23 protein-coding genes and 1 other RNA gene are annotated in these 19,905 nt (G+C 69.7%); 8 read left to right on the plus strand and 16 right to left on the minus strand.

What is annotated here, in order from left to right; genetic code table 11:
- Positions 1 to 128 precede the first annotated feature (128 nt).
- Together J2S22_RS07840 and J2S22_RS07845 are read left to right on the plus strand one after the other, a co-directional pair.
- Positions 129 to 761 carry an NUDIX domain-containing protein gene (locus tag J2S22_RS07840; protein ID WP_272776621.1) on the plus strand — a complete coding sequence of 211 codons (633 nt, stop codon included), beginning with the start codon at positions 129 to 131 and terminating at the stop codon, positions 759 to 761.
- Between the two features lie 4 nt (positions 762 to 765).
- Positions 766 to 1,458, plus strand: a complete 693-nt coding sequence (locus J2S22_RS07845) for a thioredoxin domain-containing protein (RefSeq protein ID WP_272776620.1) — start codon at positions 766 to 768, stop codon at positions 1,456 to 1,458.
- 23 nt (positions 1,459 to 1,481) lie between these two features.
- On the opposite strand, the gene J2S22_RS07850 is transcribed toward J2S22_RS07845, so the two are convergent.
- The 3 genes from J2S22_RS07850 to J2S22_RS07860 are packed head-to-tail and all read right to left on the minus strand — an operon-like array spanning position 1,482 to position 4,266.
- On the minus strand, positions 1,482 to 1,970 hold the full coding sequence (locus tag J2S22_RS07850; protein WP_272776619.1) for an HXXEE domain-containing protein: 489 nt from the start codon (positions 1,968 to 1,970) through the stop codon (positions 1,482 to 1,484).
- Between the two features lie 56 nt (positions 1,971 to 2,026).
- Positions 2,027 to 2,893 (minus strand): C40 family peptidase, encoded by an 867-nt coding sequence (locus tag J2S22_RS07855; protein WP_272776618.1) that lies wholly within the window; start codon positions 2,891 to 2,893, stop codon positions 2,027 to 2,029.
- A complete protein-coding gene (locus tag J2S22_RS07860) occupies positions 2,890 to 4,266 on the minus strand; it encodes a leucyl aminopeptidase family protein (RefSeq protein WP_272776617.1) in 1,377 nt (458 codons plus the stop codon). The genes J2S22_RS07855 and J2S22_RS07860 overlap by 4 nt, the downstream gene beginning before the upstream one ends.
- 173 nt (positions 4,267 to 4,439) lie before the next feature.
- On the opposite strand from J2S22_RS07860, the gene J2S22_RS07865 reads away from it, so the two are divergent.
- The gene (locus J2S22_RS07865; RefSeq protein ID WP_272776616.1) at positions 4,440 to 5,066 is read left to right on the plus strand and encodes a glutathione S-transferase family protein; all 627 of its coding nucleotides are present in this window, start codon (positions 4,440 to 4,442) and stop codon (positions 5,064 to 5,066) included.
- 155 nt (positions 5,067 to 5,221) lie between these two features.
- Positions 5,222 to 6,070 carry a tetratricopeptide repeat protein gene (locus J2S22_RS07870; protein ID WP_272776615.1) on the plus strand — a complete coding sequence of 283 codons (849 nt, stop codon included), beginning with the start codon at positions 5,222 to 5,224 and terminating at the stop codon, positions 6,068 to 6,070.
- Between the two features lie 187 nt (positions 6,071 to 6,257).
- Here the strand turns inward: J2S22_RS07870 and J2S22_RS07875 are convergent, their stop codons facing one another.
- From J2S22_RS07875 to J2S22_RS07920, 10 genes are all read right to left on the minus strand, one after another.
- Complete coding sequence (locus J2S22_RS07875; protein WP_272776614.1) at positions 6,258 to 7,223, minus strand: type II secretion system F family protein; 966 nt, start codon at positions 7,221 to 7,223, stop codon at positions 6,258 to 6,260.
- Positions 7,224 to 7,232: 9 nt separating this feature from the next.
- Positions 7,233 to 8,210, minus strand: coding sequence for a type II secretion system F family protein (locus J2S22_RS07880; RefSeq protein WP_272776613.1), 978 nt, complete (start codon positions 8,208 to 8,210; stop codon positions 7,233 to 7,235).
- Positions 8,211 to 8,319: 109 nt separating this feature from the next.
- Entirely contained in the window at positions 8,320 to 9,843 is a 1,524-nt protein-coding gene (locus tag J2S22_RS07885) for a TadA family conjugal transfer-associated ATPase (protein WP_272776612.1), read from the minus strand.
- A gap of 25 nt (positions 9,844 to 9,868) precedes the next feature.
- Entirely contained in the window at positions 9,869 to 11,137 is a 1,269-nt protein-coding gene (locus J2S22_RS07890; RefSeq protein WP_272776611.1) for a CpaE/TadZ family protein, read from the minus strand.
- Entirely contained in the window at positions 11,134 to 11,907 is a 774-nt protein-coding gene (locus J2S22_RS07895; RefSeq protein ID WP_307155812.1) for a CpaD family pilus assembly protein, read from the minus strand. Before J2S22_RS07895 ends, J2S22_RS07890 begins: the two co-directional genes overlap by 4 nt.
- A 23-nt stretch (positions 11,908 to 11,930) precedes the next feature.
- The gene (locus J2S22_RS07900; protein WP_272776609.1) at positions 11,931 to 13,397 is read right to left on the minus strand and encodes a type II and III secretion system protein family protein; all 1,467 of its coding nucleotides are present in this window, start codon (positions 13,395 to 13,397) and stop codon (positions 11,931 to 11,933) included.
- 38 nt (positions 13,398 to 13,435) lie between these two features.
- Positions 13,436 to 14,233, minus strand: coding sequence for a Flp pilus assembly protein CpaB (gene cpaB / locus J2S22_RS07905; protein ID WP_272776608.1), 798 nt, complete (start codon positions 14,231 to 14,233; stop codon positions 13,436 to 13,438).
- A gap of 250 nt (positions 14,234 to 14,483) precedes the next feature.
- Positions 14,484 to 14,987: an A24 family peptidase gene (locus J2S22_RS07910; RefSeq protein ID WP_272776607.1), complete on the minus strand. Its 504-nt coding sequence runs from the start codon at positions 14,985 to 14,987 to the stop codon at positions 14,484 to 14,486.
- 4 nt (positions 14,988 to 14,991) lie between these two features.
- Positions 14,992 to 15,168 (minus strand): Flp family type IVb pilin, encoded by a 177-nt coding sequence (locus tag J2S22_RS07915; RefSeq protein WP_272776606.1) that lies wholly within the window; start codon positions 15,166 to 15,168, stop codon positions 14,992 to 14,994.
- Between the two features lie 174 nt (positions 15,169 to 15,342).
- The gene (locus J2S22_RS07920; protein WP_272776605.1) at positions 15,343 to 15,516 is read right to left on the minus strand and encodes a Flp family type IVb pilin; all 174 of its coding nucleotides are present in this window, start codon (positions 15,514 to 15,516) and stop codon (positions 15,343 to 15,345) included.
- 333 nt (positions 15,517 to 15,849) lie between these two features.
- On the opposite strand from J2S22_RS07920, the gene J2S22_RS07925 reads away from it, so the two are divergent.
- From J2S22_RS07925 to J2S22_RS07935, 3 genes are all read left to right on the plus strand, one after another.
- A complete protein-coding gene (locus tag J2S22_RS07925) occupies positions 15,850 to 16,341 on the plus strand; it encodes a pilus assembly protein N-terminal domain-containing protein (protein ID WP_272776604.1) in 492 nt (163 codons plus the stop codon).
- Positions 16,342 to 16,535: 194 nt separating this feature from the next.
- The gene (locus J2S22_RS07930) at positions 16,536 to 17,096 is read left to right on the plus strand and encodes a TadE/TadG family type IV pilus assembly protein (RefSeq protein ID WP_272776603.1); all 561 of its coding nucleotides are present in this window, start codon (positions 16,536 to 16,538) and stop codon (positions 17,094 to 17,096) included.
- A 7-nt stretch (positions 17,097 to 17,103) separates the two neighbouring features.
- Entirely contained in the window at positions 17,104 to 17,703 is a 600-nt protein-coding gene (locus tag J2S22_RS07935; protein ID WP_272776602.1) for a TadE/TadG family type IV pilus assembly protein, read from the plus strand.
- Positions 17,704 to 17,761: 58 nt separating this feature from the next.
- Here J2S22_RS07935 and J2S22_RS07940 read toward each other — a convergent pair whose 3' ends face one another.
- From J2S22_RS07940 to J2S22_RS07950, 3 genes are read right to left on the minus strand one after another with little or no spacing between them, the layout of a single operon-like run.
- Complete coding sequence (locus J2S22_RS07940; RefSeq protein WP_272776601.1) at positions 17,762 to 18,232, minus strand: Lrp/AsnC family transcriptional regulator; 471 nt, start codon at positions 18,230 to 18,232, stop codon at positions 17,762 to 17,764.
- 31 nt (positions 18,233 to 18,263) lie between these two features.
- Positions 18,264 to 19,232 (minus strand): NAD(+) diphosphatase, encoded by a 969-nt coding sequence (nudC, locus tag J2S22_RS07945; RefSeq protein ID WP_272776600.1) that lies wholly within the window; start codon positions 19,230 to 19,232, stop codon positions 18,264 to 18,266.
- A gap of 7 nt (positions 19,233 to 19,239) precedes the next feature.
- On the minus strand, positions 19,240 to 19,686 hold the full coding sequence (locus J2S22_RS07950) for an HIT family protein (RefSeq protein WP_272776599.1): 447 nt from the start codon (positions 19,684 to 19,686) through the stop codon (positions 19,240 to 19,242).
- A 94-nt stretch (positions 19,687 to 19,780) separates the two neighbouring features.
- Between J2S22_RS07950 and ffs the strand changes: the two genes are divergently transcribed.
- An RNA gene (gene ffs / locus J2S22_RS07955) (signal recognition particle sRNA small type) lies at positions 19,781 to 19,879 on the plus strand.
- Positions 19,880 to 19,905: the final 26 nt, after the last annotated feature.

Genomic DNA, 19,905 nt, shown 5'->3' on the forward strand with positions numbered 1-19,905 from the left:
GGGGGCGACACGGCACGACGCTCTGGATTCCCGCTTTCGCGGGAATGGGCGGAGGGTGCGGTCGCGCTCGTGCCGGCACATCGCGGCACCGGCTCTCCTCAGCGTCGTTCTTGTGCTATGACGCCGCCATGAACAAGCCATCTCCTCCGCCCGTCCTCGCCGATGCGCCGGCCGATGTGACGCTCGAAGGCCCGGAGCTGCTCGGTCCCGGCTTCCGCCGCTACGAGCGCTTCTCCGTCACGCTCGATCACGGCGGCACGCCGGCGACGCTGTCGCGCGACATCCTGCGCATCGGCCGCACCGTCGGCATGATCGCGGTGGATCTCGCCCGCGACGAGATCGTGCTGATCCGCCAGTTCCGCCTCGCCGCGCATCTCGCCACCGGCCACGGCGACATCGTCGAGATCCCGGCCGGCTACATCGACGGCGGCGAGACGCCGGAAGGCGCCGCTCATCGCGAATGCATCGAGGAGATCGGTGTCGCGCCGCGAGCGATGCGCGAGGTGTTCAGCTTCATGCCGGCGCCCGGCATGCTGGAGGAGTTCGCCCATATCTTCCTGGTCTCGGTCGACGCCGCGCAGGTGCCCGAGCAGGCGGGCGCGACCTACGAGATCGAGCACACGCGCCCGGTCCGCGTCCCGATCGACGAGGCGATCGCGTCGCTCTCGGCCGGCGCCGTCCACAACGGCTACCTGCTCCTGGCGCTGCAGTGGCTGGCGCTCAACCGCCACCGGCTCGCCGTCCTGCTCGGAGAGGATTGATCGCATGCAGCTCACCAGACGAGGCGCCGTCGCGGCGCTGGCGGCGACCGCGGCGTCGGCGACGCTCGCACCCGCCGGCCGCGCCCAGGACGGCGCGCTGTTCCCGATCCGGGGCGAGGACGGCAAGCCGGTCGTCAACTACAAGGTGCCTGTCGAACTCGAGAGCCGGATCGAGGAGTTGCCCGGCGTCGTCGTGATCGGCAACCCGAAAGGCGACGTGACGCTCGCCGAGTTCTACGACCTCAACTGCCCGTTCTGCCGCAAGGCGGCGGCCGATGCGGCGGCGCTCGTCGCCGCCGACCGGGAGTTGCGGCTGGTGCTGGTGCCGTTCCCGGTACTCGGCGTGCCCTCCATCCAGGCGGGCCGGGTCGAGCTCGCGGTCGCCAAGGTCGGCACGCCGGCCCAGTTCCAGGCGTTCCACCGCGAGATCTTCTCCGGCCGCGGCACCGTCGACGGCAAGCGTGCGCTCGCCGTGGTGAAGGCGATCGGCCTGTCCGTCCCGGCCGTCACCAGGGCCGCCGACGACGATTCGATCACCGAGACGATGATCGCGCATGTGCGGCTCGGCAACGCCCTCGGCCTGCAGGCGACGCCGTCGTGGATCGTCAAGGGCCTCGCGGTGCTGGGCCATCCGGGCCGCCGGGCCCTGGAGCAGATGATCGCCTCGGTGCGCCGCTGCGACCAGCCGAGCTGCTGAGCGGGGGTGATGCCGCCCGCCTTTCAGCCGCGCCGCTGGACGAAGTAGGGCTTGTCCTTCAGCTTCAGCATCACCACCGGGCTCGCCATCAAGAGGGCGCCGCCGACCACCGCACCGGTGGCGGTGACGAAGTCGAGCCGGCCCGCGGCGGCCGCGGCGGCGAAGATCGCGATGCCGAGCGGCAGGAACAGCACGACCGCGGTGACGAGCCCGGGCGAGAAGCGGCCACGCGTCGCGACGAACGGCAGAATGTGGAAGAAGCAGGCGTTGATCAGCATCAGCGCGGCGTAGGTGAGCGGCGCCCAGGGCAGCGTCGGCGCCAGCATGCCCTGGGCGATGCCGAGCGCGACCACGACCGAGTTCGTCACGTAGAAGTCCGGCCACTCGACCGGCAGGCCGATGACGCCGCGCGCCCAGTTGCGCCAGTCGAACGTGTACTCTTCGAGGATGTGGACCGCATAGGCGGCCATGGCGAGCCAGGAGAGGTCGACGAGGGAGAGGTCGGGGGTCATGGGGCGCTCCTCGAAGGCTCCGGCGGGACCGCCGCCGGTCGATCTCGTCTCCGCACTCATCCCAGCGCGGTCGCGCCGGCGAGCCGCCGCATGCCGGTGACGATGCCGCCCGCGCCCGCGATGCGGGCGACGGCCGCGGCGGTCGGCTCGACCGCGACGCTCATGTGATGCGCATTGGCGTGCAGGACCGTCGTCGCGTCGCGCACGATCGCGACGTGTCCCGTCCAGAACACCAGGTCGCCGCGCCGCAGCGTGGCGAGATCGGCGGGATCATCGAGTGGTGTACCGAGCTCGCGCTCCTGCATGTCGCTGTCGCGGGGCGCAGCGATCCCGGCGGCGGCGAGCGATACCTGCACGAGGCCGGAGCAGTCGAGCCCGAGGCTCGTCCTGCCGCCCCACAGATAGGGCGTGCCGACGAATTTTTCGGCGATCGCGACGAAGTCCGGTTCGACGGCATCGACCGGCGCCAGATGCGCCGCGAACACGAAGCCGCCGCTCGCCAGCCCGGCGAACCCGCCATCACTCCGCACGACCGCCACCCGGGCGCCGAGCGACAGCGTCATCGCGGGTGGCGTCTTGATCGACGGCGCCGGGAACACGAAGGTGCGCAGCGCCGCGACGCGGTGCGTCGGCACCGGACCGGGCGCTCCCAGGGCCTCGCTCGGCAGATACCCCACATAGCCGTCCGCGAGCTGCGCCCACGACCAGCCCTCGTCGTCCGCCTCGTAGACCGTCACGGTCTCTCCGAACAGCGCTTCTGTATCGAGCGGCGCGTCGGGCTCGCGACGGCGCCGCAGCGGCGCCTGCGCCGCGACCACGGCGCGCGGCACGCCCTCGACGAACCGCTCGGCCGCGACCCGGCCGCGGAGATGCGCGGCCGCGAGGTCCGGCCTCGCCGGGGTCAGGCGGGGATCGAAGGTCATCCGTAGCGTTCGCACAGCAGCGCGTAGAGGGCGCGCGCGGCCTGGCACTCGCCGCCTTCCGGGCGGCCGGGCTTCGCCGACGGGGTCCAGGCGTAGATGTCGAGATGCAGCCAGCTCTTCGCCGCGGCGACGAAGCGGCCGAGAAAGAGCGCACACAGGATCGAGCCGGCGAAGCCGGACGTGCCGACATTGTTCACGTCGGCGACCTTCGACTCGATCATCTGGTCGTAGGGATGCCACAGCGGCAGGCGCCACAGCGGATCGTTCTCGGCGGCGGCATGCCTGGCGAGCGCGTCCGCCAGCCCGTCGTCGTCCGTATAGAAGGGCGGCAGGTCGGGGCCGAGGGCGACGCGCGCCGCGCCCGTCAGCGTGCCCATGTCGATCAGCAGCTCCGGCGCCTCCTCGTCGGCGAGGGTGAGCGCGTCGGCGAGCACGAGACGGCCTTCCGCGTCGGTGTTGCCGATCTCGACCGTGAGGCCCTTGCGCGACGGATAGACGTCGAGCGGCCGGAACGCGTCGCCCGAGACGGCGTTCTCCACGGCCGGGATCAGCACGCGCAGCCTTAGGCGCAGGCCGCGCCCCATGATCATGTGGGCGAGCGCCAGCACGGTCGCGGCGCCGCCCATGTCCTTCTTCATCAGGCGCATCGAGGCCTCGGTCTTGAGGTCGAGGCCACCGGTGTCGAAGCACACGCCCTTGCCGACCAGCGTCACCTTGGGGGCGGACGGATCGCCCCAGGCGAGGTCGATCAGCCGCGGCGCCCGGGTCGAGGCGCGGCCGACCGCGTGGACGAGCGGCAGGTTCGCGGCGAGGAGATCGTCGCCGACGATGCTGCGCAGGCTCGCGCCGTGCCGGTCGGCGAGCTTCTTCGCCACCTCCTCGAGCTCGGCCGGCCCCATGTCGTTCGACGGCGTGTTGACGAGGTCGCGGGCGAGGTACACGGCCTCGGCGACGCAGGGCAGATCGGCGCCGGAACCATCCGGCGGCACCAGGCGGACCTCGCGCTCGCCGCCCTTCTGGTACCGGCCGAACCGATAGGCGCCGAGCGCGAAGGCGAGCGCGGCGAGCCGCGCGTCGGCCGGAGGCTCGGCGAACCGGTAGGTGCCGCGCGGCAGCAGCGCCGGCAGACGGCCGGGCAGGAAGGGGTCGCGGCCGGCGAGGCCGGGCGGATCGACCCCGAACACCGCGGCGGCGAGACGTCCCTTCGCATCGGGCAGCAGCGCATGGCGCCCGGGCTTGGGCTCGAAACCGGTCGCCTCGGCAAACGCGATGGCGGCCGGATCGAGCCGCGCCCGCACCTGCGGCCAGGTGCCGGGATCGACCAGCCAGATCGGGGTCGCGGTGGTGCCGTCGGTCGCGAAAGCCGGTTGCATGCGGAAGTGGTCCCTCGTCGCGGAACCATGCTGCTAGCACGCGGCCGGGCCGACTTGAAGCAGCCCGTCCGGCGCGGCTGCCCGGCATGCCGCGGCGCGCGTGGACGGCCGCACGGGGTTCGACTATTCGGTTCGGCAGGCGCGCCGCAGAGCGCCCGGCACGAGGACCCCGCATGGCGATCGAGTTCTACACCTACAGCACCCCCAACGGCCGCAAGATCAGCGTCGCCCTGGAGGAGATGGGCCTGCCCTACACGGTGAAGGTGATCGACATCACCAAGAACCAGCAGTTCGATCCCGCCTTCCTGGCGATCAGCCCGAACAACAAGATCCCGGCCATCGTCGACTCCGAGGGGCCGGGCGGCGCCCCGATCAGCGTCTTCGAGTCGGGCGCGATCCTGATCTATCTGGCCGAGAAGACCGGCCTGTTCATGCCGAAGGATCTGCGCGCCCGGGTGCCGGTGCTCGAGTGGCTGATGTTCCAGATGGGCGGCTTCGGCCCGATGCCGGGGCAGGTGCACCACTTCATCGGGCTGGAGAACGAGCAGGACCGTCGCTACGGGCTGGAGCGCTTCTCCAAGGAGACGCAGCGGCTGTACGGCGTGATGGACCGCCGTCTCGCCGATCACGCCTTCTTCGCCGGCGACATCTCGATCGCCGACTTCGCGATCGTCGGCTGGGCGTGGCGGCACGAGCGCCACAAGATCGATCTCGCCCAGTATCCCAACGTGAAGCGCTGGTACGAGACCATGATGGCCCGTCCGGGCGTCGCCAAGGGCTTCGCGGTGCCGCTGAGCTGAGCCGGACACGATCCGGCGTGGCGGCGGAACGACACCCCGCCGCCACCGCTTCGCCATCTCGCTACGACGTGAAAACTTTAACCGGACGTTAGGGTTAACGGTCTATTGCTGATCTCGTGCCGGAGCCCGCGGCCCGGCCCGAGTGAGGTTCCGCCGTGTCCCCTTCCGTTCGCATTCCCCGCCTCGTCGCCTCCGCCGCCTGCCTCGGGCTCCTCGCCCTCTCGACGGCCGGCTGCACCACCACGGGCAACACCCTCGCCTCCGCCCTGAGCTCGGCCGGACGCGGCGACCGGACCGCCTCTGTCCCCGCCGAGACGACGCAGCCGCGCACCGAGGCGGAATGGCGACGCGACGCCGAAGCCTACGCGGCCCGCTATCGGGCAGACCCCTCCGACGCGAACAACGCGATGGCCTATGCCAAGGCGCTGACCGCCACCGACCAGCGCGCCCAGGCCGTGTCGGTGCTGGAACAGGCCTCGCTGCGCAATCCCAAGAACCAGGCGCTGCTCGGCGCCTTCGGTCGGGCGCTCGCCGATGCCGGCCGCTGGGACCAGGCGCTGGAGGTGCTCGGCCGCGCCCACAGTCCCGACCGGCCGGACTGGCGCATCCTCTCCGCGCAGGGCACGGTGCTCGACCAGCTCGGCCGCCACAAGGAGGCGCAGGCCTATTATTCGACCGCTCTCAAGATCGCGCCGGACGAACCCTCGGTGCTGTCCAATCTCGGCCTCTCCTACGCGCTCGCCAGGGATCTCAAGAAGGCCGAGGCGACGCTGCGCCGCGCCGCCGCGCGGTCGGACGCCGATCCGCGGGTGCGCCAGAACCTCGCCCTGGTGGTCGGCCTGCAGGGTCGCTTCGGCGACGCCGAGACGATCGCCAAGGCCGACCTGCCGCCCGACGAGGCGGCTGCCAACGTGACCTATCTGCGCGAGATGCTGGCCGACAAGGGCGGCGACTGGAAGCGCATGGGCCAGCAGCCCAAGATCGCGGCGCGCGGCAAGTCGTGACGCTCGGCTCTTGCCCTCTCCCGACGGGAGAGGGTCGGGCGCGAGCGCAGCTCGCGACCGGGGTGAGGGCCGTATGCGCCGATGGCTGGTGTCGACTCGCCCTCACCCGCGATCCGCGCCTTCCCGGTGAACCGCGACCTCGCCCGCCGGAGAGAGGTGAAGGTGAGGCTGCGGCATCGTAACGCCGTCACTTCAGCGCCATCACCTGGATCGCCGCCGGGCCGAGAATCACGATGAACAACACCGGCAGGAAGAACACGATCATCGGCACGGTGAGCTTGGGCGGCAGCGCCGCGGCCTTCTTCTCGGCCTCGGCCATGCGCATGTCGCGGTTCTCCTGCGCCATCACCCGCAACGCGTTCGCCATCGGCGTGCCGTAGCGCTCCGACTGCTGCAGCGCCAGGCAGACCGACTTGACGCCTTCCAGGCCGGTGCGCTTGGCGAGGTTCTCGTACGCCTGCTTGCGGTCCGGCAGGTAGGAGAGCTCGGCCGTCGTGAGGGTGAACTCCTCGGCGAGCGGGATCGACTGTGCGCCGACCTCCTGGCTCACCTTTCGCAGCGCCGCCTCGATCGACATGCCTGCCTCGACGCAGATCAGCAGGAGATCGAGCGCGTCCGGGAAGGCGCGCCGGATCGAGAGCTGCCGCTTCTGGATCTTGTTCTTGAGGATCAGCGGCGGAAGCTGGATGCCGAAAAAGGTCGCGGCGATGCAGATGCCGATCTTGATCGTAGTCGGCTGGTCGAGGTCGAGCAGGAAGAAGACGTAGACGATCGACAGCACCATCAGGACGAGCGGCGCGACCATCCGGAAGAACAGGAAGCCGACATAGGGCGCCGAGCCGCGATAGCCGGCCTGGGTCAGGAGCGTGCGCGCCTCCTCCTGGCCGAGCCACTTGTTGAGGTTGAACTGCTCGACCACACGCTGCATGTACTGCTTCGGGGTCGCCCGCAGCTTCACCCGGTCGCCGCGCGCCATCCGCTCGCGCTCGCGCTGGCGGATCTTCTCGCGCTCGATCGCCACCGCGTTCATGCGCTTCGACAGCGTGTCGCCGGCGAGCAGCGGCATGGCGAGCGTCACGACCGTTGCGCCCGCCGCGATGGCCGCCAGGATCATCATGATCAGGCGGGTGTCGTGGAGAATGTCGATGATCATGGCCGGCCCTCAGAAATCGAACGTGATCATCTTCTTCATCACCAGCACGCCGGCCGCCATCCAGGCGGCCGAGCAGGCGAGAAGAACGTGCCCGGTCGGGTGCGTCCACAGGAGCGAGATGTAGTTCGGGCTCGTGATGTAGACGGTCAGCATGACGACCGGCGGCAGCGCGCCGATGATGGTCGCGGAGGCCTTCGCCTCCATCGACATCGCCTTGATCTTCTCCTTCATCTTCTTGCGGTCGCGCAGCACCCGCGAGAGATTGCCCAGCGCCTCCGAGAGATTGCCGCCGGCCTGCTGCTGGATCGCCACGACGATGCCGAAGAAGTTCGCCTCCGGCAGCGGGATCCGCTCGTAGAGGCGGCCGCAGGCCTCGCCGAGCGGCATGCCGACCGTCTGGGTCTCCAGGATGGCGCGGAACTCGCTGCGGATCGGCTCCTCGGAGTCGAGGACGATGACCTTCATCGAATCGAACAGAGGCAGCCCGGCCTTGATGCCGCGCACGATGACGTCCACGGCATCGGGAAAGTGCTCGAGGAACTTGGCCTCGCGGCGCTTGCGAAGGAAGGAGAGGAGCCAGTTCGGCAGGCCGGCACCGGCGCCGAAGCCGAGCCCTAGCGCAGGGAGGAGCCCGCCACCGGCGAGGAACACCAGCGCGAACACCGAGACGCCGAGGACGATGCTGATGGTGACGAACTTGCGCTTGGACCAGTCCAGGCCGGCGCGGGCGATCCGTGCCGAGAGCGACGGCCGGTTGACCTTCCTGCCGCGTGCCTCGATTTCCTTGAGGGTCTCCTCGACCTGCTCGCGCCGGGCCCGTTGCGGCGAGCGCGCCGAGGCCTTGCGGGCCGGCTCGGCGCGCACGACGCTACCGAAGCGCTCCTCCGCCGCCTTCTCGCCCGACAGCATCGGGTAAAGGAAAACCCAGGCGACCCCGCCGACCGACATGGTCACCAGGAACACGAGCGCGATGGTCTGCAGGGTCATGACCGTACTCCCCGCGCCGCCCGCCCTCCCCTGCCGGAGACGCCGGGACGGCGCGTTACACAACGCGACACACACCATGTCCGGCGCCGACGGCGCCGGACCAAACCCGTCACGGTGCGACCGCCTCCGCCGCGTCGAGGGCGGCGGCGAGCCGCACGTCCTCGCCGAAGTAACGCGCCCGCTCCCAGAAGCGCGGACGACCGATCCCGGTCGACCGGTGACGTCCGATCAGGCGGCCATTGGCGTCCTCGCCCAGGAGGTCGTACAGGAACAGGTCCTGGGTGATGATGACGTCGCCTTCGAGCCCCATCACCTCGGTGATGTGGGTGATCTTGCGCGAGCCGTCGCGCAGGCGCGCCGCCTGGATGACCACGTCGACCGACGCGCACACCATCTCGCGGATGGTGCGCGAGGGCAGCGAGAAGCCGCCCATGGTGATCATGGACTCCAGGCGCGACAGCGCCTCGCGCGGATTGTTGGCGTGCAGCGTGCCCATCGAGCCGTCGTGACCCGTGTTCATCGCCTGCAGCAGGTCGAATGCCTCGGGTCCGCGCACCTCGCCGACGATGATCCGTTCGGGCCGCATGCGCAGGCAGTTGCGCACGAGGTCGCGCATCGTCACCTGGCCCTCGCCCTCGAGGTTGGGCGGCCGCGTCTCCAGCCGCACGACGTGGGGCTGCTGCAGCTGCAGCTCGGCCGCGTCCTCGCAGGTGATCACCCGCTCGTCGTCGTCGATGTAGCGGGTCAGGCAGTTGAGCAGCGTCGTCTTGCCCGAGCCGGTGCCGCCCGACACGATGGCGTTGACCCGGCAACGACCGACGATCTTGAGGATCTCGGCCCCCTCCGGCGAGATCGTGCCGTAGCGCACGAGCTGCTCGAGGGTGAGCTTGTCCTTCTTGAACTTCCGGATGGTGAGGGCCGGCCCGTCGATCGCCAGCGGCGGCACGATGACGTTGACGCGCGAGCCGTCCGGCAGGCGCGCGTCGCAGATCGGCGAGGATTCGTCGACACGCCGGCCGACTTGGCTGACGATGCGCTGGCAGATGTTGAGGAGCTGCTGGTTGTCGCGAAAGCGGATGCCGGTCTTCTGGATCTTGCCGGCGACCTCGATGTACACCGTGCCGGCACCGTTCACCATCACGTCGGCGATGTCGTCGCGCGCGAGCAGCGGCTCCAGCGGGCCGTAGCCGAGCACGTCGTTGCAGATGTCGTCGAGCAGCTCCTCCTGCTCGGCGATCGACATCACGATGTTCTTGATCGCGATGATCTCGTTGACGATGTCGCGGATCTCCTCGCGCGCCGATTCGGCGTCGAGGCGGGCGAGCTGGGCGAGGTCGATGGCTTCGATCAGGGCCCCGAAGATCGCGCTCTTGGTCTCGTAATAGGAGTCGGAACGGCGCGAATCGACCGCGGTCGGCACCCGCTGCGGCGCCGCGACCGGCTGGTCGGCGAGCGACGGCACGCGGCCCGCCACTGTCGCCGGCGGCGGCACCATCGGGGCACCGAGCCCCGTCGAGGGGAACGGCGCGTGCCCCGGCTCGGTCCGCTCCGGCGGCGGCGGCGCCACCGGCGCGGGCGTCATCCGCGGCGGCTCTCTGGCTTCCGTCGGCAGGCCGGACCGTCTTCCGAACACGTGCACTCTCCGGGGCGGTTGAACTCTAGCGGGCGAACAGCTTGCCGATCAGGGGCGGCAGCCGGCCGGCCCGGACCTTCTTCGATTCGGCGCGCCCCGTGAGGAGCTGAGCGAGATGCCGGAACGACTCGGCGATCCGGTGCGAGGCGGCGACCTCGGCGATCATCTGCCCGTTGTTGGCGGCGGTGCCGAACAGCTGCGGCTCGAACGGCACGACCGCGACCGGATCGTCCTCCAGCGCCTTGGCGAAATCCGCCGGCTTGATCTCGGGCCGCTTCGGCACGCCGACCTGGTTGAGGCAGTAGAGCGGCCGCCGATCGTTGGGCCGGGCCGCCTTGAGCATGTCGATGATGTTCTTGGCATTGCGCAGGCTGGCGAGATCCGGCGTCGCCACCACCAGGATGTCGTCGGCGCCGACCAGCACCCGCTTGGTCCAGGCCGACCACACGTGCGGCACGTCGAGCACCACGCAGGGCACGCTGGCGCGTAGCGCGTCGATCACCGGATCGAAGCTCTCGGGCGAGAAGTCGCAGACCCGGTCCATCGTGGCGGGCGCGGCGAGCAGACTGAGATGATCCGTGCACTTCGACAGCAGCCGGTCGATGAAGGCGGTGTCGACCCGGTCAGGCGAGAAGACGGCGTCGGCGATACCCTGGGGCGGATCCTGGTTGTAGTCGAGGCTCGCGGTGCCGAAGGCGAGGTCGAGATCCGTGATGACGGCGTCGAGCGACAGGTCGCGTGCCACCGAGAAGGCGACGTTGTGGGCGATGGTCGAAGCGCCGACGCCACCCTTGGCGCCGACCACCGCGACGATGCGGCCGACCGGCTTGGCGCTCGGGGAGTGGAACAACGTCGAGACCGCCCGCACGATGTCGATCGGATCGACGGGCGCGATCAGATACTCGCTGATGCCGCGCCGCACGAGCTCCCGATAGAGCCCGATGTCGTTGTGGTGGCCGATCACGATCACCCGGGTGGCGGCGTCGCACACCTCGGCGAGTTCGTCGAGGGCGCCGAGGATCGCCTCGCCGCGGGTCTCGGTCTCCAGCACGATCACGTTGGGGGTCGGCGAGTTGCGATAGGCCTCGACGGCAGCCGCCATCCCGCCCATCTGAACGCGCAGATGCGCCTTGATCATCCGCCGGTCGCCCGCTGCGGCCTGCACGGACGCGGCCGTCTCGGCGGTCTCGCAGAACGCCTGGACGGAGACGCGCGGGGCGGGCGCGATGTAGTCGTCGCCGTCGCCGGCGACGAGGGTGTCGGGTGCCGTTGGTTGCTGCTGGTGCGTGGTCATTTGCCGACGTCGCTGATCTTGCCCTTGTCTTCCTTCGGATAGGTGCCGCCCGTGGCTTCACCCTTGCGGAACTTCTCGAGCACGACCGTGCGGCGCGAGGTCGGGACCGGAGTCTCGCCGCGCGGCTGCACAAGATCGTGCGGGTCGTCGATCATGGCGGCGAGGTTGCGCTGAGTGGCGCAGCCGAGATTGTGGTAGGGCCGGTTCGACATGTAGTCCGGGTTGGCGTAGCTCGGCCCGAGGTCGTCGGGCCACAGGCCGCACGGTCCCGCCTCCGCCACCATGCGGGGATAGCGCAGCCGCATCGTGGCGATCTTCCGCGGACTCTCGGGATGGTAGGGCTGGACGTAGATGGCGTTGGCCGGCAGGCCGCCGGCCTGCAGGATCGCCTGAACCTCGGGCAGCGCATCGGCGGCGGCGCGCTCGTTCGGCGTGCCGGCCGGCAGCTCCACGACGATGCCGCCGGTCGCCTCGCGCTTCCAGGTCTGGGCGAAGGAGATCACCTGGGCGCGCTGGTTCGGGGTCAGTCCGCCGCGATTGTTGCCGATGAACAGCTCCACCATCTGGTCGCCATCCTGGATCGCGATCGGATGGCGCAGCCGGTAGTCGTTGGGGACGCTCGCGGTGACGTCGCGGTCGCGGGTGCCGAGACAGCCGCCGAGCGCGGTCGCGAGCAGCAGTGCGGCGACGGCCCGCGGCAGCGCCGCGCCGCGTCGCCGTGCGGCGGTCCGGCGGCGCTCCACCCGGTTCGTCGGGTCCGTTCGGGTCATCATGGTCTCCCGGTCCCTGCCGCTCAGTCGAGAATGAAGCCGTACTTGCCGAAGTACGTGCGGTTTGGATTGCCGCTGCCGGCGACCCCGTAGATCCGGTTCAGCCGGCCCATCAGCACCGAGGACGGATCCGACATGTCGGCGAAGCCGTCGTCGGGGCGCGACAGGTTCTTGGGCGCGACCGCACGCACCATGTAGGGCGTCACGATGATCATCAGCTCGGTCTGCCGGTTCACGTAGTCGCGACTGCGGAACAGCGTGCCCAGCACCGGCACCTGCAGGAGCCCCGGCAGGCCGTTGATCTGCTGCTTGGTCTGCTCCTGGATCATCCCGGCCATGGCGAGCGCGCCGCCCGAGGGGATCTCGACGACCGTGTCGGCCCGGCGCACCCGGATCGACGGGACGGTCAGGTTCTGGCCGGATCCGGTGACGGTCAGCACCATGGCGTTGTCCGACGAGAGGTCGGAGACCTCGGTCATCACCTTGAGGCTGATCCGGCCCTCCGACAGCACCACGGGGGTGAAGTGCATGCTGATGCCGAACTTCTTGAAGTCGACCTGGGCCTGGCAGACCGGCGGCGACTTGGTCGTGTCGCACGACAGGCCGGCCGGGATCGGAAACTCGCCACCCGCCAGGAAGGTCGCGCTCTCGCCCGACACGGCCGAGAGCGTCGGCTCGGCCAGCGTGCGGATCACGCCGGCCCGCTCCATCGCCTTGAGGGTCGCCGACATATTGGAGAAAGTACCGGTGATGGCGGTGTCGCTGATGTTCTGGCCAAACGCCGTGAATGGATTCGCCGTGGTGATGTCGAGCACCGTGCTGCCGCCGCCGATGGTGCCGGACAGGTCGATGCCGAGCTGCTTGATGATGTCGCGCTGCACCTCGGCGACCGTCACCTTGAGCATCACCTGGTCGCGGCCCTTGATGACCAGGGCGTTGACCACCTTGGTTTCGGAGCCCACCAGCCGGGACGCGAGCTCGAAAGCCTGCTGCGATTCGGCCGGGCTCGCCACCGCACCGGTCAGCATGACGCCGTCGCCGACACCCTCGATCGAGACGTCGTGGCTCGGGAACATGCGGCGCAGGCTGGCCCGGACACCGTTAAGGTCGCGCGTCACGGCGATGTCGTAACCGACGATCTGGGCGCCGGTGTCGTCGAAGAAGTAGATGTTCGTCTGGCCGACCTTGCCGCCGATCAGATAGGCGCGGCGCGAGGTGCGGATCACGGCGTTGGCGATCTCCGGGTTGGCGACCAGGACGTCCTTCACGTCGCGCGGCAGATCGATCACCACCGACTTGCCGACCCCGAGCTGGACCGAGAGCACCCCGGCCTCTACCGGAGCGGGCTCGAGAGCCACCGGGGTGCGCACCGGCGGCAGACCACGCGGATCGGCGGCACCAGCCGGGACCGGCAGGCCGAGCACGGCTCCGAGCAGCACGCCGAGCGCCACGCCCCGCGTCTTCGTCCACGGCATCGTCCACATGGACATTTCCGCCCCTCCCGTCGCGGCCCCGCGCGGCGCGCCGCTCACTTCGCGATCGACGTCGAGGTCACGCCGAAGCGGACCATGTTGACCCGGTTGCTGCCGCGCTCGATCTCGACGACCTCGGCCTTGTCCTTGGTCGGATCGGAGTCGGCAAGGCTGCGCAGCGCCAGCGACATCGAACCCATCTGCTTGGACACCGCGAGGGTCTCGGCTTGGCGCGGGGTCAGCTCGAGCGTCGCAGTGCGGCCGACCACCACCTTCTGGCCGCCCTTCTCCTCGACCAGCTGGTCGATGGCGAGCACCCGCACGTCCGACAGCACCGTCTCGCTCACATGCGTCTCGATTCCGGTCGCCCGCTCGGTCTCGCGGTCACGCCGGGTCAGCAGCACGTCGACGCGGTCGTTCGGCAGGATGAACCCGCCGGCGCCCGTCTCGGGCGAAATCTCGGTGGACACGGCCCGCATGCCGGCCGGCAGGATCGCGGCCATGTAGCCGGAGCCCTTCACCCGGATCAGCTTGCTCTCGCGCACCGGCTCCCCGGCGGCGATCGGGGTGCGGGCGACGGCGCCGGCGAACTGGGCGATGGCATCGGGGCGGTCGGTGCGCTTGAGGAAAGCCGGGCTGATCGCCCCGGCCGGCCACGCCTGCCAGCGCACGTCCTGCTCGCCGAGAGACTGGCCGATCCCGATGTCGTTCTTGGCCACCAGCACGTCGACGGTGTCGAGCTTGGCGACGGGCGGAGGCGGAGGCGCCTCCGAATCGAGCGTGCCGGCCAGGAAGGCGGCGAGGCCACCTGCGGCGACCGCGATTCCGAGAACAATCAGGCGCGCGGCTTTCATACGCTTCACTTTCCACGATCACGCGACGGCACGGGGTGTCGTCCTGCCGTGATTTCAGCAGGGAATGGTCAATTCATGGTTAATGAGGCGTATCCGATTTGGTGTATGCCGCCGCGACGACGCCGCGACGGCACACACCGAAACGTTCCGTTAACCGATGCTCGTCGGCGGTGGCCGCATCCCGTCGGGGATTCTCGACGATCCGCCCCGGTCGACGATCGCCGATGCGCGGGGCGATGGTCAGCCGTGGTCAGCCGATCGCGGCCATCCAGGGCGTCGACGGATAGATCAGCAGCGCCGCTGCGGCGAGCGCGATGCCGTAGGGAATGCCGCCGTCGCGCCGATGCAGGCGCTCGATCCAGGCGCTCTCCGACAGGCGGCCCGGCAGCGCATACTTCCGGAACTCGAGCAGCGCCAGGGTGAGCACGCCGCCGAGCAGAGACGCGTAGAGGACGTACTCGTAGAGATAACCGAAGCCGAGCCACAGCGCGGTCGCGGCCGCGAGCTTCGCGTCGCCGCCGCCGATCCAGCCGCGGGCGAAGAACACGAAGCCGACCACGAGGACGATCACGGCGGCGCCGACGTGCATGCCGATCTCGACGAGCGGCATGCCGGTCGCGACGGCGAGCGCGCCGAAGCCGAGAGCCAGCAGGATCGCGACGCGGTTGGAGATCGTCATGGTGAAGAGGTCGCTCGAGGCGGCGAACGCCATCAGAGCGGGAAACACCAGAAGCCGCGCGGCGTCGAGGAGCATGAACTCAGTTCCCGACGGTCGAGAGCTTGGTCGAGACCTCCTCGAACCGCTCCCGGACGCTCGTCCCCATCGCATTGACGGCGACGATGATGGTGATCGAGATTCCCGCGGCGATCAGCGCGTACTCGATCGCGGTGGTGGCGCGGTCGTCGGTCGCGAAACGCTTCAGTACGTCGATCATGCGTCGCCATCCCTTGCGATACGTCGTGAGACTACGGTGCAGGACTTAAGCGCGGGTAACTGCCGCCCCTTTCGCATGCGGATATTCCGACGACCGCAGCCGTATCGCGGCATCGGAACGGCGAAAGCCCCGGCGACTCGCACCGGGGCCTTGCGCGCGACGAACTCGGCAGCGTTAGTTGGTCTTGCCGAGCGCGGCAGACACGTTCGAGAACGTCGTGTTGAGGTTAGAGCCGAGGCTCTGCACGACCGCGATGATGGCGACCGAGATGCCCGCGGCGATGAGGCCGTACTCGATGGCCGTGGCGCCCGACTCGTCCTTCACGAAACGCTTCACAAGGGTGTTCATGTCCTGCTCCTGAAATCCACGCATGCTGTCTGAGCTGGCTCGCGGGCCGTTGTGTCCCGGCCGGTCCGAGCCATGGCGACAACGTATCGCGCCCCCCTTGCATGCCGGTTAATTCGATCGCAGAAACCGGTCTGTTCCGCGATCCTTCGGCGCGTGGTTAATGCGATCTTTCGAAGACGCCGAAAATACGCGAGAAACGCCCGTCGAATCGAGACTTCTCACGAACCGGACCGACGTCGCCCATTGGCGGTTCGTTCACCATTTCGGCGGCAAGGTCGACACCTGAGAGTACCGCCCCGCGGTCTCGGATCCGGAGTGAGTTGGAGAGTTCCGATGACGTGTTCGTCGCGGCGGCCCCGGGCCGCTCTCGCCGGCCTCGCGCTGGTGCTGGCCTGCGGTACGGCGGCCGCGGAGACGACCCCGCCCGCCGATCCGCTCGTCGTGGTCCTCGATCAGGCCCGGCTCGTGAGGATGCCCGAGAACGTCGCCACGATCGTCGTCGGAAATCCGCTGATCGCAGACGTTTCCGTGCAGGCGGGCGGGCTCCTGGTGGTCACCGGCAAGGGCTACGGGGTCACCAACCTGATCGCGCTCGACCGCGCCGGCAAGGTCCTGATGAGCGAGGCCGTGCAGGTGCAGGGGCCGCCCGACACGGTGGTCGTATATCGCGGGATCCGCCGCGAATCCTATTCCTGCACGCCCGACTGCGACCGCCGGATCACGCTCGGCGACACGCCGGAGTTCTTCACCGAGACGATCACCCAGACCGGCATGCGCAATCAGCGCGCCCAGTCGCGCGGCCCCGGCAGCGGCCCGGCTCAGTGAACCGAAAGGTCCCGCCGGCCCGGTCGGCGGACGCGACGGACGCCCGAACGAGGCCTGCGGGCCGCGGCTCGGTTAACGGACCCCTAACCCGGGGGGCGGCCCGCTCCACGTCGGGCGCAATGGTTTCACAAGAGGCCTTTGCCTAAAATAGCTCGTTCGCGAGAGGTGCGCCCATGCCCGGACGATGCAGGGTGATGTTCGAGACCGCCCGGCGACGATGCTCCACCCGCATCGCGGGGCGCGTCGTGCCGGCTTGGTTGCGGCGCTTCACCCGCCGGCAGGACGGCGCCACCGCCGTCGAGTTCGGGCTGGTGCTTCTGCCCTTCCTGTCCATCCTGCTGATGACCATGGAGACGGCGCTCGTCTTCTTCGCGCAGCAGACGCTGGAGACCGCCGCTGCCGACTCGGCACGGCTGATCATGACCGGCCAGGCGCAGAACCAGAGCTTCGACGCCGCCAAGTTCAAGGCCGCCGTGTGCGACCGGGTGGTGGCACTGTTCGACTGCTCGGGCGGCATGTATGTCGACGTCCAGAAATACACGTCGTTCGCCTCGATCAGCAACGGCGTAGCCGTCGACTCGGACGGCAATCCGGTGACCAACTACAATCCGGGCGGCAAGAACGACATCGTCGTGGTGCGTCTGATCTACAGGTGGCCGATCGTCTCGCCGCTCACCCAGCCCTACCTGGCCGACGGCTCGACGGGCAAACGCATGCTGGTCGCGACCGCCGCCTTCCGCAACGAACCGTTCTGAGGCCGTCATGCCGCACCTTCGCCCGCTCCGCCTCGCCACCGGCCGGATGCCACGCCTCGTCGCTCCGCTGCAGCGCTTCGCGGGGGACGACGGCGGCGTGTCGGCGGTCGAGTTCGCGCTGCTGCTGCCGGTGATGCTGACCCTCTATCTCGGCGGGGTCGAGGTGACGTCGGCGGTCAGCATCGACCGCAAGGTGACGCTGGTGTCGCGCACGGTGGCCGACCTCGTCGCCCAGGCGACCACGGTGACGACCGCCGACCTCACCGACGTCCTCCAGGCGTCCACGGCCGTCGCCGCGCCCTACTCGGCGTCGCCCCTGAAGGTCACGGTCTCGAGCGTCACGATCGACACGTCGAAGACGGCGAAGATCGTCTGGAGCTCGACCCTGAACGGCACGGCGCGCGTCAAGGACGCCGACGTGACGGCGCTGATCCCGCAGGCGCTGCGCGATCCCTGCGCCACCGCCACCACTGCCTGCACGCTGATCTGGGGCGAGGCGACCTACGACTACAAGCCGACCATCGGCTACGTCATCACCGGCACGCTGACGCTCAAGGACCAGATCTTCATGAAGCCGCGGATGAGCAACGAGGTGACGAAGAGCTGAGCCGGTCATTCGGGGGCGCGAAGATCGGTCCGCGCGCCCGGAAGCGTGGTTCCCGCCCTCACCGCTGCAGCGGCACGTCGTCGATCGGCAGCACGGTGGTCGACTTGATGCGCTCCATGGCGAAGCGCGACGTGACGTTCTTCAGCGGAACCGTGGCGATCAGCTGCTTGTAGAAGCGGTCGTAGGCGTGCATGTCGGGCACGACGACGCGCAGCATGTAGTCGACGTCGCCGGCCATCCGGTAGAACTCCATCACCTGCGGCATCGCCCCGACCGTCCTCGCGAAGCGGTCGAGCCAGTCCTGGGAATGGTCGGCCGTCTCCACCGAGACGAACACCGTGACGCCGAGGCCGACCTTGTCGGGATCGACGATCGCGACACGGCGGGAGATCACGCCGGCGGCCTCCAGCTTCTGGATCCGCTTCCAACAAGGGGTCGAGGAGAGGCCGACACGGTTGCCGATCTCCTGCACCGAGAGCGAGGCGTCCTCCTGCAGGAGCGCGAGAATCTTCCTGTCGATGGCGTCCATGCGGGCGAAATGTCCTGCGCGGCGGGCCGGGTCAGGCCGGCGTCCAGGCCTCGTCGACCCAGCCGCGGATGATGTAATTGGCGATCGCGATCGGTGGCGGCGCCGAGAGGCCGCCGGCGTGCCGGCCGGCCAGCATTGCGGCGACCTCGTCGCGGGAAAACCAGCGTAAATCCTCGAGTTCGGTACGGTCGATCACGAGCGCGGTGTCGAGCACCTCGGTCACGCAGCCGATCATCAGCGACATCGGGAACGGCCACGGCTGCGAGGCGACGTAGTGCACGCGCCCGCAGCGGATCCCGGCCTCCTCCAGGGTCTCCCGCCGCACCGCCTCCTCGACGTTCTCGCCGGGCTCGACGAAGCCGGCGAGGCACGACCACATGCCGGGTGCGAAACGCGCCTGGCGCCCGAGCAGGCAGCGGTCGCCGTCGACCGCGAGCATGATGACCACCGGGTCGGTGCGCGGGAAATGCTCGGCCCCGCAGGCCGGGCAGGAGCGCCGCCAGCCCGCCTGGTCGGGCCGCGAGGGCTGGCCGCAGACCGAGCAGAAGCGGTGGCGGGCGTGCCAGAGGAGCAGCGCCTTGGCTTCGGCGAGCGGCGCGAGGTGCTCGGCCGCGACCAGTCCCTGGACTGCGATGGAGCGCAGATCCGTCACCATCAGATCGGGGCGCGCCGCCAGCGCCTCGAGCGCGGCCGGATCGAGCCCCACCCCGAACCGCCCGGCGCGTCCCGCCGGGGTGACGGCGGCGGCGTGGCCGAGCCACACCGTCTCCCGGACCGGGCCGAGCGCCGCTGCCTCGCCGAGGTCGAACAGCGGGTCCGCGCGCGGGTCGCCGCGCCGCATGACCACCAGATCGCCGGCCGTCACATAGGCGCGGGCGGCCGGGTCCGCCGCACAGGCGGCGAGCCGGTCCGGATCGTGCCGGACGACGGGATCGCGATCGAGAAGGCTGCCGGTGTAGCCGAGCCGGGGACGATCGTCGGGAACAGGGGGGGTCAGCATGGCGGCACTAAAAGGCGGGGCCCTGGTCGGACGCAAGCCAAATCCGCTTCCGCAGCGCCCGGATGAAGGCCTCGACCTCGCGCGGATCGTGGGCGACCGGCGCCACCGCGCCCCACACCGGCCGCGGCCAGGCGGCGTCGCTGGTCCGGCGGGCGATCACGTGGACGTGGAGCTGCGGCACCACGTTGCCGAGCGCCGCGATGTTGAGCTTGTCGCACTCGGTGACCGCCTTGAGGGCACGGCCGACCCGGGCGATCTCGGTCATCAGCTGCGCCTGCTCGACCTCGTCGAGGTCGATGATCTCGGCGACGCCGGGCCGGCGCGGCACCAGGAGGAGCCAGGGATAATTGGCGTCCTGGATGACCAGGACCCGGCTGAGCGGCAGATCGCCGATATTGATCGTGTCCTTGGCGAGCTGCGGGTGCAGCGACCAGGCGGCGGACGGCTCGGGCATGGCGGGACTCGGGGCGGGAATCGGTCGCCGCGACCCTACCATGCCGGCCGCCGAGGCGCTTGCAATCGGGGCCGGTCCCGTCGATATAGGGGGCGGGAGGTTGGCGGTGGACGAGCCACTCGCCAACCGGGTCAGGTCCGGAAGGAAGCAGCCCTAACGAGCCCCGGTTCGGGTCGCTTGTCAGCCTCCCACTGAATTCCCTGGATTTGCGCACCCCGA

The organism is Rhodoplanes tepidamans, from assembly GCF_030813915.1.
In the GTDB taxonomy this organism is placed as follows: Bacteria; Pseudomonadota; Alphaproteobacteria; order Rhizobiales; family Xanthobacteraceae; genus Rhodoplanes; species Rhodoplanes tepidamans.